12 protein-coding genes are annotated in these 15,602 nt (G+C 68.2%); 4 read left to right on the top strand and 8 right to left on the bottom strand.

The genetic code is table 11. From position 1 onward, the window contains the following. Positions 1 to 53 precede the first annotated feature (53 nt). The 5 genes from dxs to dut all read right to left on the bottom strand — a co-directional run bounded on the left by dxs (position 54) and on the right by dut (position 6,950). A complete protein-coding gene (dxs, locus tag LQ938_RS07870) occupies positions 54 to 2,012 on the bottom strand; it encodes a 1-deoxy-D-xylulose-5-phosphate synthase (protein ID WP_223721167.1) in 1,959 nt (652 codons plus the stop codon). Positions 2,013 to 2,136: 124 nt separating this feature from the next. After that, positions 2,137 to 5,004: an aconitate hydratase gene (locus LQ938_RS07875; protein ID WP_269216536.1), complete on the bottom strand. Its 2,868-nt coding sequence runs from the start codon at positions 5,002 to 5,004 to the stop codon at positions 2,137 to 2,139. Between the two features lie 139 nt (positions 5,005 to 5,143). Beyond that, complete coding sequence (locus LQ938_RS07880) at positions 5,144 to 5,905, bottom strand: DUF3159 domain-containing protein (protein WP_223721165.1); 762 nt, start codon at positions 5,903 to 5,905, stop codon at positions 5,144 to 5,146. Beyond that, positions 5,902 to 6,501: a DUF3710 domain-containing protein gene (locus LQ938_RS07885; RefSeq protein ID WP_223721164.1), complete on the bottom strand. Its 600-nt coding sequence runs from the start codon at positions 6,499 to 6,501 to the stop codon at positions 5,902 to 5,904. Before LQ938_RS07885 ends, LQ938_RS07880 begins: the two co-directional genes overlap by 4 nt. Further along, on the bottom strand, positions 6,498 to 6,950 hold the full coding sequence (gene dut, locus LQ938_RS07890) for a dUTP diphosphatase (RefSeq protein ID WP_223721163.1): 453 nt from the start codon (positions 6,948 to 6,950) through the stop codon (positions 6,498 to 6,500). Before dut ends, LQ938_RS07885 begins: the two co-directional genes overlap by 4 nt. A gap of 12 nt (positions 6,951 to 6,962) precedes the next feature. Here dut and LQ938_RS07895 point away from each other — a divergent pair, with 12 nt between their 5' ends. Then, complete coding sequence (locus LQ938_RS07895) at positions 6,963 to 7,460, top strand: DUF3093 domain-containing protein (RefSeq protein ID WP_308116155.1); 498 nt, start codon at positions 6,963 to 6,965, stop codon at positions 7,458 to 7,460. Here LQ938_RS07895 and LQ938_RS07900 read toward each other — a convergent pair. After that, positions 7,433 to 7,726: a DUF4193 domain-containing protein gene (locus tag LQ938_RS07900; protein WP_223721162.1), complete on the bottom strand. Its 294-nt coding sequence runs from the start codon at positions 7,724 to 7,726 to the stop codon at positions 7,433 to 7,435. The two genes, LQ938_RS07895 and LQ938_RS07900, sit on opposite strands and share 28 nt — an antisense overlap. Positions 7,727 to 7,936: 210 nt before the next feature. On the opposite strand from LQ938_RS07900, the gene sepH reads away from it, so the two are divergent. Further along, the gene (gene sepH / locus LQ938_RS07905) at positions 7,937 to 8,950 is read left to right on the top strand and encodes a septation protein SepH (protein ID WP_223721161.1); all 1,014 of its coding nucleotides are present in this window, start codon (positions 7,937 to 7,939) and stop codon (positions 8,948 to 8,950) included. A 17-nt stretch (positions 8,951 to 8,967) separates the two neighbouring features. On the opposite strand, the gene LQ938_RS07910 is transcribed toward sepH, so the two are convergent. After that, positions 8,968 to 10,083 carry an alkaline phosphatase family protein gene (locus LQ938_RS07910; RefSeq protein WP_223721160.1) on the bottom strand — a complete coding sequence of 372 codons (1,116 nt, stop codon included), beginning with the start codon at positions 10,081 to 10,083 and terminating at the stop codon, positions 8,968 to 8,970. 60 nt (positions 10,084 to 10,143) lie between these two features. Between LQ938_RS07910 and LQ938_RS07915 the strand changes: the two genes are divergently transcribed. Continuing rightward, positions 10,144 to 12,609 carry a DNA gyrase/topoisomerase IV subunit A gene (locus LQ938_RS07915; RefSeq protein WP_223721159.1) on the top strand — a complete coding sequence of 822 codons (2,466 nt, stop codon included), beginning with the start codon at positions 10,144 to 10,146 and terminating at the stop codon, positions 12,607 to 12,609. 520 nt (positions 12,610 to 13,129) lie between these two features. Here LQ938_RS07915 and LQ938_RS07920 read toward each other — a convergent pair. Continuing rightward, positions 13,130 to 15,208, bottom strand: a complete 2,079-nt coding sequence (locus LQ938_RS07920) for a DNA gyrase/topoisomerase IV subunit B (protein ID WP_223721158.1) — start codon at positions 15,206 to 15,208, stop codon at positions 13,130 to 13,132. A gap of 167 nt (positions 15,209 to 15,375) precedes the next feature. Between LQ938_RS07920 and LQ938_RS07925 the strand changes: the two genes are divergently transcribed. After that, entirely contained in the window at positions 15,376 to 15,600 is a 225-nt protein-coding gene (locus LQ938_RS07925) for a DUF7455 domain-containing protein (protein ID WP_223721157.1), read from the top strand. Positions 15,601 to 15,602 lie beyond the last annotated feature (2 nt).

The raw sequence follows: 15,602 nt of genomic DNA on the forward strand, positions 1-15,602 counted from the left end.
CGAATGAAGAGGGGCGGGACCGGTCAGCCGGCCCCGCCCCTCTTCGGTTCGCCTCAGTCGCGATTCTCGGAGGTCTGTTCCGCCTGCGCCCAGGACGCATCGGCGTCGTCGTTTGCGGGACGAGCGACCGGGATGCGGGTGCCGAGCACCTGAGCGATCACGTCCTGCGCGATCTTCGCGGCCGTGAGACCCGCGTCCTGCAGGATCTGATCACGCGAAGCGTGGTCGATGAACTCGTCGGGCACGCCGAGCTCGTCGACCGCCGTGTCGACCCCCGCCTCGCGCAGCACCTGCCTGATGCGCGTGCCGATGCCGCCGACCCGGATGCCGTCCTCGATCGTGATGACGAGCCGGTGCTCAGCGGCGAGTTCGATCAGCGAGCTCGCCACCGGCACCACCCAGCGCGGATCGACGACGGTCGCGCCGATTCCCTGGGCGCCGAGCCTCCGGGCGACATCCATTGCGACGTGGGCCATCGGCCCGATACCGACGAGCAGAACATCGGATGCGGAGGGCCGGACGAGGACGTCGACTCCGTCCGGAAGACGCTCGATGGCGGGAAGCTCGGGGCTGACCGCACCCTTCGGGTACCGCAGCACCGTCGGTGCGTCCGACACGGCGACGGCTTCCGCGAGTTCTTCGCGGAGGCGCGTCGCATCCCGCGGCGCCGCGATCCGGATGCGCGGCACGAGCTGGAGCATCGCGAGATCCCAGATGCCGTGGTGGCTCGGGCCGTCGGGTCCCGTCACGCCGGCGCGGTCGAGCACGAACGTGACGCCGGCGCGATGCAACGCCACATCCATGAGCACCTGGTCGAACGCGCGATTCATGAAGGTCGCGTACAGCGCGACGACCGGATGCAGTCCGCCATACGCGAGGCCGGCGGCAGACGTGACGGCGTGCTGCTCGGCGATTCCGACGTCGTACACCCGATCCGGATGCTTCACCGCGAAGGGGAGGAGCCCGGTCGGTCGCAGCATGGCCGCGGTGATGGCGATCACATCGGGGTGAGCGTCGCCGACCCGCACCAGCTCTTCCGCGAACACGTCCGTCCAGGCCGTACCGGCGTCGCCGCCGAGGGTCTCACCGGTGAGCGGGTCGATGCGCCCGACCGCGTGGAACTGGTCGGCCTCGTCGTCCATGGCCGGCTGATACCCGCGGCCCTTCTCCGTGATCACGTGCACGATCACGGGGGCGCCGTAGTTCTTGGCGAGCTCGAGCGTTTCGAGAAGGGTCGGCAGGTCGTGTCCGTGGATCGGGCCGAGGTATTTGATGTCGAGGTTCGAGTACAGCGCCTCGTTGTTCACGAAACGCGAAAGGAAGCCGTGCGTTCCGCCGCGGACACCGCGGTACACCGCCCGCGCGGCCGGCCCGAGCTTGATGAACAGGTTCCGCGAGTTCCGGTGGAGGCTCTGGTAGGCGTCCGCCGTCCGCACGCGGTTGAGGTAGCGCGCCATTCCGCCGATCGTCGGGGCGTAGGAACGGCCGTTGTCGTTCACGACGATGACGAGATTCCGATCGTTGTCATCGGAGATGTTGTTGAGGGCTTCCCACGTCATCCCGCCGGTGAGCGCGCCATCTCCCACGACCGCGACGACATGGCGGTCTTTGCGTCCGGTTCGTGCGAACGCCCGGGAGATTCCGTCCGCCCAGCTCAGCGAGCTCGACGCGTGAGACGACTCGACGATGTCGTGCTCGCTCTCGGAGCGCTGCGGGTAGCCGGCGAGGCCCCCACGCGAGCGCAGACCGGAGAAGTCCCGACGACCCGTCAGGATCTTGTGGACGTACGACTGGTGGCCCGTATCGAACACGATCGGGTCCCGAGGAGAATCGAAGACGCGGTGGAGGGCGATCGTGAGTTCGACGACACCGAGGTTGGGCCCGAGGTGCCCGCCGGTGCGGGAGACGTTCTCGATCAGGAACGCCCGCGTCTCCGCGGCGAGCTGCTCGAGCTGCTCGATGCTCAGAGTGTCGAGATCGCGCGGGCCGGCCACAGAGGTGAGCAGAGACATCCCGCTCCTTTCGCCGTCGAGAGTCTTACGCAGAGCGTCGACCCAGTCTAGGTCCGGGCCGGCAATCACCGGCCCTCAGACGACGATGGCCCCGACGCGAACGTCGGGGCCATCGTCGATGCACTCACACGAGCGAACGCAGCACGTACTGCAGGATGCCACCGTTGCGGTAGTAGTCGGCTTCACCGGGGGTGTCGATGCGAACGATCGCGTCGAACTCGACCGTCTCCTTGCCGGGAGCGGAGAACTCGCTCGGGGCGGCGGTGACGCGAACCGTCTTCGGGGTCACGCCCTCGTTCAGCTTCGCCAGGCCCGAGATCGAGACGATCTCGGTACCGTCGAGGCCGAGCGACGCCCAACTCTCGCCCGTCGGGAACTGCAGCGGAACGACGCCCATCCCGATCAGGTTCGAGCGGTGGATCCGCTCGAAGCTCTCGGTGATGACAGCCTTGACGCCCAGCAGGCTCGTGCCCTTCGCCGCCCAGTCGCGCGACGATCCCGAGCCGTACTCCTTGCCACCGAAGATGACGAGGGGGGTGCCCTGCTCCTGGTAGTTCTGGCTCGCGTCGTAGATGAACGACTGCGGGCCGCCCTCCTGCGTGAAGTCGCGGGTGTATCCACCCTCGACGACCGCGCCGTCGTTGACCGCGCCGACGAGCTGGTTCTTCAGGCGGATGTTCGCGAACGTGCCGCGGATCATGACTTCGTGGTTTCCTCGGCGCGAGCCGTAGGAGTTGAAGTCCTTGCGCTCCACGCCGTGGTCGGCGAGGTAACGCCCGGCGGGGCTGTCGACCTTGATGTTTCCGGCGGGGCTGATGTGGTCCGTCGTCACCGAGTCGCCGAGCGTCGCCATCACGCGGGCGCCCTCGATGTCGCGCACCGGGGTGAGTTCCATCGTCATGCCGTCGAAGTACGGGGGCTTGCGGACGTAGGTGGACTCGTCGTCCCACTCGAACACGTCACCGGTGGGCGTCGGCAGGTTCTTCCACCGGTCGTCGCCCTCGAAGACGGTCGCGTACTGACGCGTGAACATCTCTTCGTTGATCGACGAGTCGATCGTCGACTGCACCTCGGCCGCATCCGGCCAGATGTCCTTCAGGAACACGTCGTTTCCGTCGGAGTCCTGACCGAGCGCGTCAACCTCGAAGTCGAAGTTCATCGACCCCGCGAGCGAGTACGCGATCACCAGCGGCGGGCTGGCGAGGTAGTTCATCTTCACGTCGGGGTTGATGCGTCCCTCGAAGTTGCGGTTGCCGGAGAGCACCGCGGTCACGGCCAGATCGTTGTCGTTGATGGCCGTGGAGACCTCTTCGATCAGCGGACCGGAGTTACCGATGCAGGTCGTGCAGCCGTAGCCGACCGTGTAGAAACCGAGATCCTCGAGGTCCTTCGTGAGTCCGGCCTTCTCGTAGTAGTCGGTGACGACCTTGGATCCGGGGGCCAGCGTGGTCTTGACCCACGGCTTGGCCTTCAGCCCCTTCTTGACCGCGTTGCGCGCGAGCAGACCGGCCGCGAGCATGACGGAGGGGTTCGACGTGTTGGTGCACGAGGTGATGGCTGCGATCGTGACGGCTCCGTGGTCGAGCGTGAAGGACTCGCCGCCCTCCAGGGTGACCTTGGTCGGTTTCGACACCGTCGAGGGCGCGTGGCTCAGCGAACGGGCCGCGTGCTCGTGCGCGTGGCTCACCTCGGTGGGGGGTTCGCCCTGGCTCGTCTCGTCCTGCGGGGTGAAACCGATGGGGTCGGATGCGGGGAACGTGCCCTCCACGGCCGCGTCGACGGCCGTATGCGCGCCGGGAGTCGCGTAGTCGAGCAGGTCCTGCTCGAAGCGCTCCTTCGACTCGGTGAGGATGATGCGGTCCTGGGGGCGCTTGGGGCCGGCGATCGAGGGCACGACCGTCGACAGGTCGAGCTCCATGTACTCGCTGAACACCGGCTCGACGGACGCGTCGTGCCAGAGGTGCTGCTCCTTCGCGTACGCCTCGACCAGCGCGAGCGACTGCTCGCTGCGCCCGGTGAGACGCAGGTAGTCGATCGTCACGCTGTCGATCGGGAACATCGCGGCCGTGGAGCCGAACTCGGGGCTCATGTTGCCGATCGTGGCGCGGTTCGCGAGAGGCACGGATGCCACACCCGCGCCGTAGAACTCCACGAACTTGCCGACCACACCGTGCTTGCGCAGCATGTCGGTGATCGTCAGCACGACGTCGGTCGCGGTGACGCCGGTCGGGATCGTGCCGGAGAGCTTGAAGCCCACAACCTTGGGGATGAGCATCGACACAGGCTGCCCGAGCATCGCGGCCTCCGCCTCGATGCCGCCGACGCCCCAGCCGAGCACGCCGAGACCGTTCACCATCGTGGTGTGCGAGTCGGTGCCGACGCAGGTGTCGGGGTAGGCGCGCAGCGTGCCGTCGATCGTGCGGTCGTAGATGACCTTCGCGAGGTGCTCGATGTTGACCTGGTGGACGATGCCGGTTCCGGGCGGCACGACCTTGAAGTCGTTGAAGGCGGTCTGGCCCCAGCGCAGGAACTGATAGCGCTCGCCGTTGCGCTGGTACTCGATCTCGACGTTGCGCTCGAGGGCGTTTTCACTGCCGAACAGGTCGGCGATGACGGAGTGGTCGATGACCATCTCGGCCGGAGACAGCGGGTTGATCTTGGACGGTTCCCCACCGAGGGCGGCGACCGCCTCGCGCATGGTGGCGAGATCGACGATGCAGGGAACGCCGGTGAAGTCCTGCATGACCACACGGGCCGGGCTGAACTGGATCTCGGTGTCGGGCTCTGCCGCCGCATCCCAGGATCCGAGCGCCTCGATCTGCTGCTTCGTCACGTTCGCGCCGTCTTCGGTGCGAAGGAGGTTCTCGAGCAGGACCTTCAGGCTGAACGGGAGCTTCTCGTAACCCGGAACCGTGTCGATCCGGAAGATCTCGTAGTCGGTGCTGCCGACCGTCAGGGTGCTCTTCGCACCGAAGCTGTCAACAGTGGACACGTGTGTCTCCTTCGTCGGCATGGACGGGCGACATCGCGGGGCCCGCAGACCCCATCTTCCCCGCCGCCATGGTGGGGAGCTAGCAAGGCAAGCCTTACTCGGTAGCCCGAATATTTATCTTGACGTCAAGATAAATATATCACCGAGGAGCGTCCGCGGCGTCCGCATCCGGCGTCGCCGCGCGGCGCACGTACAGGGCGCGGGCGGTCAGCCAGGTCACCGCGACGAGCGGGGCGAACAGGGGCAATCCCATCGCGATCTTCAGCGTGCCGAGGAGGGCGACGGCGCTCTCGCGGTTCGCCGGATCGAGAGAACTCAGGTAGATCGGCAGCTGCACGCCCAGGCGCACGGCGAAGAGCGCCGCCCACGCGATGGTCAGCCAGAAGAACGCGCGACGCTTACGGCGATCGCGGCGCCACGCCACACCCTCGCCCATCAGGTACCCCGCGGCGAGACCGATGAGCGGCCACCCGATCAGCGCGGAGACCAGCATCGCCGTGCCGTAGGCCGCGTTGGTGAGCAGTCCCGGCACGAAGTTATCTGACGGGTTGCCCGTCAGGAGCGACAGCACGGCGGCGATCGCGGCGGCGATCAGGCCGCCGAGCGCGGCCGCCGGCGGAGACTTCTGGGCGAATCGGACGACCGTGAACACGGCAGCGATCCCGACCGACGCGATAAGCGAAACGACCAGGTCGCGCGAGACCGTGTACGCCACCACGAAGATGAGGCTCGGCAGCACCGACTCGACGACGCCGCGCCATCCGCCCATCGCCTTCCACACCACGTGACCCGTGGTGGCGGACGAAGACGGATCGAGTCCTGCGCGACGTGCTGCCGTGCCGAGGGCCTCCCCGATCAGCTCGGATGCCTTCGGCTCGCGCGGGTCGGCGCCCTCGCTCACGCGCTGCCCGGTGTCGCGGGCATCTTGAGCGGAATCAGATCGCGGGGCGGCATGGGCGACGTGCCGCGAACCACCACGAGCGACCGGAAGAGATCTTCGACCTGGGCGGCAGCCTCGACGTCGGACGTCGCCGCTCCGCCGATCACACCACGCAAGAACCAGCGCGGCCCATCGACACCGACGAAGCGCGCAAGCCGCTTGCCAGCGGAACCACCGTCACCGCCGACGACGACCGGCACCTCGGCCAGGAGCTCCGGCCCGAGCGGGCCCTCGCGCTCTTCGACGCGACCGCCCTGCTGGCGCACCTGCTGGCGGATCTGCTCCCGCGTCTCCTCCCACAGGCCCGTCGAGCGCGGGGCCGCGAACGCCTGCACCTGGAGCGTGGAGTCCACGTAGTCGAGCCCGACCGCGACGATGCGCTTCGTCTGCTCCTCGACCTCGAGGCGGAGGTTGAGGCCTTCGCGCGGAAGAACCTTCACCGCGCCGAGGTCGATGTACGGACGCACCGGGTTCACCTCCGACTCATCGAAGGGGCCGGCCACGGCGCGATCGGCGGGTGCGGTCTTATCGAGCGGTTCCAGTGACGCGTCAGTCATCGAGGACTCCTCTGAGTGTCGTAACCCGTGGAACCGAAACCGCCGGAACCTCGGATGCTGTCCGGCAACTCTTCGACGGGAACGAAGTGCACCGGCGGAACGGTCATGATGATGAGCTGCGCGATCCGGTCGCCGACGGCCACGTCGTAGGCCGTATCGCGGTCGGTGTTCAGCAGCGTCACCTTGATCTCGCCACGGTAGCCCGCATCCACCGTTCCGGGGGCGTTCAGCACCGTGATGCCGTGTTTCGCGGCGAGTCCACTGCGCGGAACGACGAAAGCGACGTAGCCGTCGGGGAGGGCGATCCGCACGCCGGTTCCGATCAGAGCACGCGCGCCCGGCTCGAGCGTGACCGCCTCCGTGGCGACCAGATCGGCGCCGGCGTCACCGGGGTGCGCGTACGCGGGGACGACCGACGCGATAATGAGTACGTTCACGCTTTCGGCCACCCAACGAGGGTAATGCAGATCATGCACGTCAACACCCGCTCCCCCGCCCCCGTCTACCGCGAAAAGCTCAGCCCCTCGCTCTGGACGCTCGTCGCCGCCGCGCTCGGCGCGCCGATGATCGCGCTCGCGCTCAGCCCGGTCGATCTGACCCTGGCGTTGGTCGGCGGAGTCGCCGTCTCTGCCGCGATCATCGCGCTGCTGATCTGGCTCTCGCCATCCGTCTCCGTCGCGGACGGTGAGCTGCGCGCGGGACGCGCGCACATCGACGTCGCGTTGCTGGGGGATGCGGAAGCGCTCGCGGGCGAAGAGGCCCGCACCGCGCGCGGTCGCGAGTTCGACCCGCGGTCGTGGACGCTCGTTCGCGGCGGCATCGATGGAGCGGTGCGCATCGCCGTGCTCGACGCAAACGATCCGGCGCCCTTCTGGATCATCTCCAGCCGGACTCCGGATCGTCTCGCAGCAGCGCTGCGTCGCGCGCAGTCTTACGCTGCGCACTCCATGCAGATGTAACCGCCGGACTCTTCGTGGTCCACCTGGGATCGGTGCTTCACGAGGAAGCAGTTGACACAGGTGAATTCGTCTTCCTGGGCGGGCAGAACCACGACGTCGAGGTCGAGGTCGGAGAGATCTGCGCCGGGAAGTTCGAAGCCGGACGGGTTGTCAGCATCCTCGACATCGACCGAACCGGACATCTTGTCCGGCACGCGCTCCTTGAGCGCTTCGATGGACTCGCTGTCGTCCTCGGTCTTGCGGGGGGCGTCGTAATCCGTAGCCATGCTTCCGTGTCTCTTGATCGATGTGGAGCGTCCGCCATCGCGGCGGGCGGCCATAGTTTGCATGACGGCTGACCATTAAGCAAATGCGTCGCGGTGCCGTCGGGTGATTGTGTACGCCGAGGAAACTCGCGCCACGCGCACGATATTCCCGGTGTCGCCTGCTCGCTGTGACACCATGGCCCCACACGGCAGATCGGAGGCGTGTGACCTATGGAACAGCTCAGAGTGATCGGCACCGAGGACGGCGTACTCGTCGTCTCATCCGAATCCGGCCAGCGGTATTCCCTCGTCGTGGACGACGTGCTGCGCGCGGAGCTCCGCCGCGCACGCAAGGAGCGCGAAGAACCCGCGCGCGGCCCCCGGCCGAGCCCGCGTGAGATCCAGGCGCAGATCCGCGCGGGGCTTTCCGCACGCGAGGTCGCCGAGGTGCTCGGCACGACGCTCGAAGACGTCGTGCGGTTCGAGCCTCCCGTTCTCGCCGAGCGCGAGTTCATCGTCGGCCAGGCCCTCTCGGTCCCGGTGCTGCTCGGAGCGGATTTCGGTGACGACGCACCCACGACCTTCGGCGATGCCGTCCGCGCCAAGCTCGCGGAGGCCGGCGCGACCGCCGAGCGCTGGTCGAGCTGGAAAGAAGCATCCGGTTGGATCGTGAAGCTGCTCTTCGTCGCCGGCGAGGTCGAGCGCGATGCGCGCTGGGGTTTCGATCCGCGCCGCAGCTCGCTGTCTCCGCTGAACACGGACGCCACCCAGCTCTCCCGACAGGGCTCGCTTCCGGAGGGACTCATCCCGAGGCTTCGTGCTCTCGACACATCGGGGATCAAGGACGAGTCGCGGTTCGACAGCGGCGCCTTCGGCCCCCGGCACGACGCCGAGCAGAGCCACGCCTCGCCGCCGCCGTCGAGTGCGGCGGTACAGGATGCCGCCATCAAGCGCGCGCCGGACGCGCCCGTCACGTCGGCGGAGACCGCCGACCTCCTCGAGGCGCTTCGTCGCCGGCGCGGCCAGCGCACGTCGGCACCCGTCGGAGAGACGGAAGGCTCCCGTTCGCCGGCTCCGGTCGCCTTGTTCGACGCCCTCGAGCCGGGCTACGACTCGTCCCCCGCCGCAGAACCGACCCCGACGCAGGCCGAACCGTCCGGAAGCGACGCCCAACGTCGCAAGGGTCGTACGTCGATGCCGTCGTGGGATGAGATCGTCTTCGGAGCTCGTACAGACGAGAACTGAGCTCGGCTCCCCGTCCGTCAGATCCCGAAGGCGCCGAGACGCAGGAGCGGCACGATCCGCTCGTCCGCGGTGAGCGAGCCGTGCTGGCCCACCATCCGCTGTCCGGAGGTGTCAGCGAGTCTGCCGTCGTAGTACGCGATCTCCGCTCGCGCGGCCACCAGGACGTCGCCGATACGCAGGCGCACGTCGTCGGCGACCGTCGCCCCGAACAGTCCGGCAACGATCGCTTCGTCACGCGTCATGACCCACGAGCGGCCATCCTCGCCACGCCACGCCTCGCGGACGGATGCGGCGGCACCGTCTTCGGCGTAGATGTGCAGCATCCGGGGTTCTCCGCCGAGTGCGCGGACGCCGTCGAGCCGCGCGTCGCCGTGCCCGACGATGACGTGCCGGTGGGACGGGACATCGACCATGCCGTGGTCGGCGGTGAGGAGAACGCCCACGTCGGGACCGACCGCGCCGTGCAGCCGCCGCGCAGCCGCATCGACCGCCTCGAGCACCGACCGCCACGCATCCGAGCCCATCCCGTAGCGGTGGCCGGCGGAGTCCAGTTCGGGCACGTAGAGATAGATCGCCGCTCCGGGGTGAGTGCGCGCGAGGTGCGCCGCCGCATCGATCCGCGCGTCGAGATCCCGCTCGCCGATGAAGCGCGCTCCGCGCGTGGTGGCGGTCGTGAACCCGGTGTGCGCGTACTCGGGCTTCGAGACGACGAACCGGTTCGGCGCGTCCAGCAACGACGGGGACCGCTGCCAGGTTGCGGCATCGAGCTGGCCCGGCCCCCAGTCGGTCAGCTGATTCCACACCCGGTCCGTCGCCGGCACACGGGCCCGGTATCCCACGATCCCGTGCGCGCCGACGTCGGTGCCGGTCAGGAGGCTCGTCAGTGCGGCCGCGGTCGTACTCGGGAACACCGTCGTCGCCACGCTCTTCTTCGTGCTGCGAGACGCGAGGAAGCGGGCATATCCGGCGTGGGCGGCCAGCGCGTGCGATCCGAGGCCATCGACGACCATGACCACGGCGCTCCGGACGGGCGGCAGAGTCGGTGACACTCCGTCGATGGCGGCAAGGACGTCCGTCAAAACCGCGGTGAGGCTCCGGGCGTGGGACGGGTCCGCCGGTAGGCTGAGGGGCATCGGGGCCAGTCTCGCACACCCGCGCACACGCCCCTCATCGCTACCCGAGGTTCGAACGTCATGCCTTCTTCCGGATCCCCGTCCATCCCCGCAGATCACGGACGCATCGAAGACATCGACGTCGCCGCCGAGATGCAGGGTTCGTTCCTCGAGTACGCCTATTCCGTCATCTACTCCCGCGCCCTCCCCGATGCGCGAGACGGTCTGAAGCCGGTGCAGCGCCGCATCCTGTATCAGATGGCCGACATGGGCCTGCGTCCCGACCGCGGACACGTGAAGAGCGCGCGCGTTGTCGGCGAGGTGATGGGAAAGCTGCATCCGCACGGCGACGCGCCCATCTACGACGCCCTCGTGCGCCTGGCCCAGCCGTTCTCGCTTCGCGTGCCGCTCGTCGACGGGCACGGCAACTTCGGATCCCTCGACGACGGTCCGGCTGCTCCGCGATACACCGAGGCCCGGCTCGCTCCGGCAGCGCTCGCGCTCACCGAGAACCTCGACGAGGACGTCGTCGACTTCATCCCCAACTACGACGGGCAGTTCCAGCAGCCCGAGGTGCTCCCCGCCGCGTACCCGAACCTCCTGGTCAACGGCGCCGCCGGAATCGCCGTCGGCATGGCGACGAACATGGCGCCGCACAACCTCGTCGAGGTCGTCGCGGCCGCCGTGCACCTGTTGCGCCACCCCGACGCCACTCTCGAGCAGCTGATGGAGTTCGTGCCCGGACCTGACCTGCCCTCGGGGGGCATCATCGTCGGTCTCGACGGCATCAAGGATGCGTATACGAACGGCCGTGGCTCGTTCCGGACGCGCGCCAAGGTCAGCATCGAGCAGCTCGGGCCACGCAAGTCCGGTCTCATCGTGACCGAGCTGCCGTACCTCGTCGGTCCCGAACGCGTGATCGAGAAGATCAAGGATGCGGTCAACGCGAAGAAGCTCACGGGCATCTCCGACGTCACCGACCTGACCGATCGGCGGAACGGCCTGCGCCTCGTGATCGGCATCAAAACCGGCTTCGATCCGCAGGCCGTGCTCGACCAGCTCTACCGGTTGACGCCGCTCGAGGACTCCTTCGGCATCAACAACGTCGCGCTGGTCGACGGTCAGCCGCAGACTCTCGGTCTCCGCGAGCTTCTGCGCGTGTACCTCGACCACCGCCTGCGCGTCGTGACGCGGCGCAGCGAGTATCGCCTCGCCCGAAAGGTCGAGCGTCTGCACCTGGTCGAAGGTCTGCTCATCGCGATCCTCGATATCGACGAAGTCATCCAGGTGATCCGGACGTCCGACGACTCGGAAGAGGCCCGCGCACGGCTGATGGATGTCTTCGACCTGACGCACATCCAGGCCGAGTACATCCTCGAGCTGAGACTGCGGCGGCTCACGAAGTTCTCGCGCGTGGAGCTCGAGGCCGAGCAGGACGCGTTGAAGGCCGATATCGCCGCCCTCCGCGAGCTGCTGGGCGATGACGCGCTCCTGCGTGCGCAGGTAGCGCGCGAGCTGGAGACCGCATCCGATACGTACGGCACTCCGCGGCGCACACTGCTGCTCAACGGCGGACCGGTCACCGCCCGAGCATCGGCACGCGCCGCAACCGCGGCCGATCTGCAGCTCGCCGACCTTCCGTGCCGCGTCTTCCTGTCGGCGACGGGTCGGATGGTGCGCGCGGAACTCGTGGCGGATGTGCCCGGCGGCGGCATCGTGGCGCCGACGCGGCGGTCGAAGCACGATGCCGTGCGTTCTTGGGTGGACGCCACGGTTCGCGGGGACGTCGGTGCGGTGACATCGGCCGGGCGCCTCATCCGCTTCTCCCCCGTCGATCTGCCCTCCGTGCCGGCGAACTCCGTCGCGCTGGCGGCGGGTACCCGCGCAGACACCTACCTGGGGCTCACCGGATCCGAGCACGTCGTCGCCGTCGTACCGCTCACGGCGGAACCCGTGATCGCCCTCGGCACCGCGCAGGGAGTCGTCAAGCGGGTCGCGGCGAGCGAGCTGCCCCCCGGCAAACACGATGTCGAGATCATCGCCCTGAAGCCCGGCGATCGGGTCGTGGGGGCGGCACCGGCACCGGATGGTGCCGAGCTGGTGTTTGTCGCATCCGATGCGCAGTTGTTGCGTTTCGATTCCACGAGTGTGCGTCCGCAGGGACGCGCGGCGGGCGGCATGGCAGGGATCCGACTCGGCGATGGTGCGCGAGTGGTCGCCTTCGACGTCGTGACCGCGGACCCGGCGGAGGTCGTCGTCGTGACTCTGGCGGGCTCGGCGCAGGCGCTGCCGGGAACGGACGCGGGATCCGCGAAGGTCTCGGCCTTCGCCGAATTCCCCCCGAAGGGACGCGCGACCGGTGGCGTGCGTGCGCAGCGGTTCCTCCGTGGGGAAGACGAGCTGACGCTCGCGTGGGTCGGTGCCGGGCCGCGCGCGGTCGGCGCCGACGGTTCGGTCCGTGCGCTTCCGGATGCGGGCGCGAAGCGGGACGCCTCGGGTCAACCCCTCGACGCCGTGATCGCGGCCGTCGGCTCCGCCGTCGCCTGATCGCGAGCGCGACACGGGCTCGAAAGACCCGCTCACGTGTCGCAATCCGCCGGCGCCCCGCGCAGATTGCGCCACGTGAGCACCAAGCGTGAGCGCGACACGGGGTAGAAAGACCCGCTCACGTGACGCAATCGGTCGGCACACCCCGCAGATCGCGCCACGTGAGCACCAAGCGTGAGCGCGACACGGACGCGGGAGACTCACTCACGTGTCGCAATCCGCCCGCGCACCGCGCACATCGCGCCACGTGAGCCGAAGCCGGAGCGCGACACGGACGCGAAAGATTCGCTCACGTGTCGCAATCGGTCGGCACACCCCGCAGATCGCGCCACGTGAGCCCCGGGTCGAGGACCCGCGCGCGGTTCGAGCGCGCGGTTCGAGCGCGCGGTTCGAGCGCGCGGTTCGAGCGCGCGGGCGAGGGCGACGGAACGGGAACGCGAAGAAACGGGAACGCGAGGGCGGCGGCGCGACGAACGGCCCGACGATGCCGGCGGCCCGTTAAGCCCTCCCGGGGCCGTGCTCAGGCGTCGATGCGTTCGCGCCCGAGACGGTCACTCGAGGTCACGATGAAGTCGCGGCGCGGCGCGACCTCGTTGCCCATCAATAGCTCGAACACGGATGACGCGGCTTCCGCATCCGTCACCCGCACGCGTCGCAGCATGCGTCCGGCGCGATCCATCGTCGTCACCGCGAGCTGATCGGCATCCATCTCGCCGAGACCCTTGTATCGCTGCACCGGCTCCTGCCAGCGCTTGCCCGACTTCGTGAGGCGCGCGAGCAGGGTGTGGAGCTCTTGCTCGCTGTACGTGTAGATCGTCTCGTTGGGCTTGGTGCCCGGGTTCATCACGACGACCCGGTGCAGCGGCGGAACGGCCGCATAGACGTGACCCGCCTCGATCAGCGGGCGCATGTACCGGAAGAACAGCGTCAACAGAAGGGTACGGATGTGGGCGCCGTCGACATCCGCGTCGCTCATCAGAATGACTTTTCCGTAGCGCGCAGCGTCGAGTTCGAACGACCGACCCGACCCGGCACCGATCGACTGGATGATCGCGGCGCACTCCGTGTTGGAGAGCATGTCGCTCACGGAAGACTTCTGCACATTCAGGATCTTGCCTCGAATGGGCAGTAGCGCTTGGTACTCGCTGTTGCGTGCGTGCTTGGCCGTGCCGAGCGCTGAGTCACCCTCGACGATGAAGAGCTCCGTGTCGGCGATGTCGGTCGAACGGCAGTCGACGAGCTTTACCGGAAGGGAGGAGGACTCCAGCGCGTTCTTGCGCCGCTGCGTCTCTTTGTGCGTGCGCGCGGAGATGCGCGCCTTCATCTCGGACACGACCTTCTCGAGCAACTGCGACGTCTGCGCCTTGTCGTCTCGCTTCGGCGACGCGAACCGCGCCGTGAGCTCCTTCGTGATGACGGAGTTCACGATCTGGCGAACCGCGGGCGTGCCGAGGATCTCCTTCGTCTGCCCCTCGAACTGCGGCTCCGGCAACCGCACGTTGAGCACCGCGGTCAGCCCGGCGAGGATGTCGTCCTTCTCGATCTTGTCGTTGCCCACCTTCAGGCGGCGCGCGTTCTGCTCGATCTGGGTGCGCAGCACCTTCATCAGGCCCTGCTCGAAGCCCTGCTGGTGGGTGCCGCCCTTCGGCGTCGCAATGATGTTCACGAAGGATCGCATCGTGGTGTCGTACCCGGTGCCCCAGCGGAGCGCGACATCCACCTCGCACTCTCGCTGCACCTCGGTCGCCACCATGGCGCCGGTCGCTTGGAGCACGGGCACCGTCTCCGTGAAGGTGCCCGTGCCGGTGAGCCGCCAGGTGTCGGTGACGGCCGCATCCGGTGCGAGGAACTCGGCGAACTCGGAGATGCCGCCGTCGTAGCGGTAGACGAGTTCTTTGTGCTCGGCCGCGCGCTCGTCGCGGATCACGATCTCGAGCCCCGGAACCAGGAACGCGGTCTGACGCGCGCGCTGCTCGAGTTCGTCGAGGTGGAACGCCGCGTCCTTCGTGAAGATCTGGGAGTCGGCCCAGTACCGGATGCGGGTACCGGTCACGCTCTTCGCGGTCTTGCCGACGACCCGCAGCTCGCTCTTGTCGCGGAAGGGGCGGAACGGGGCGTCCGCACGGGCGCCCATTTCGTCGGCGAAGAGCCCCGGCTCGCCGTGCCGGAACGACATCGCCCACGTCTTGCCGCCGCGGTCGACCTCGACGTCGAGCCGCTCGGACAGCGCGTTCACGACCGAGGCGCCGACACCGTGCAGACCGCCGGATGCGGCGTACGAACCGCCGCCGAACTTTCCTCCCGCGTGAAGCTTCGTGAACACGACCTCCACGCCGCTCAGGCCCGTACGGGGCTCGACGTCGACGGGGATGCCGCGGGCCCGGTCGCGGACCTCCACGCTGCCATCGGCGTGCAGGACGATATCGATGCGCGAACCGTGCCCGCCGAGTGCCTCATCGACGGAGTTGTCGATGATCTCCCATAGGCAGTGCATCAGCCCCCGCGAGTCCGTGGAGCCGATGTACATGCCCGGGCGCTTGCGTACCGCCTCCAGTCCTTCGAGGACCTGCAGATGATGGGCGGAGTACTCGGCTGTCACAAAAGACAAGGCTATCCGCGGCCTCCGACACAACCGTGCACAGACACGGAAGACCGGGGCCGGCGTACGCGCTGAGCGAAACACCCCGACGCGGGGGCATGCACCCCGGAAGCGCGTGGTTGTATGTCATGACTCGCACCCCGCACGACGCACCGAGGAGGTCCCCGATGAACACCATGTCGTCACCCACCGAAGAGACCGCTGTCCTCGAGTACCGCCTCACCGCAGCTGACCGCTGCGATTCGTGCGGCGCCCAGGCCTACATCGCCGCCGAGGTCAACGGCAGCGAACTGCTCTTCTGCGCGCACCACGGGCGCAAGTACGAAGAGAAGCTCCGCAGCGTTGCCACCTCGTGGCACGACGAGACCGCGCGTCTCGTCGACGCCAACTGATC

This window comes from Microbacterium sp. cx-55 (genome assembly GCF_021117345.1).
In the GTDB taxonomy this organism is placed as follows: domain Bacteria; phylum Actinomycetota; class Actinomycetes; order Actinomycetales; family Microbacteriaceae; genus Microbacterium.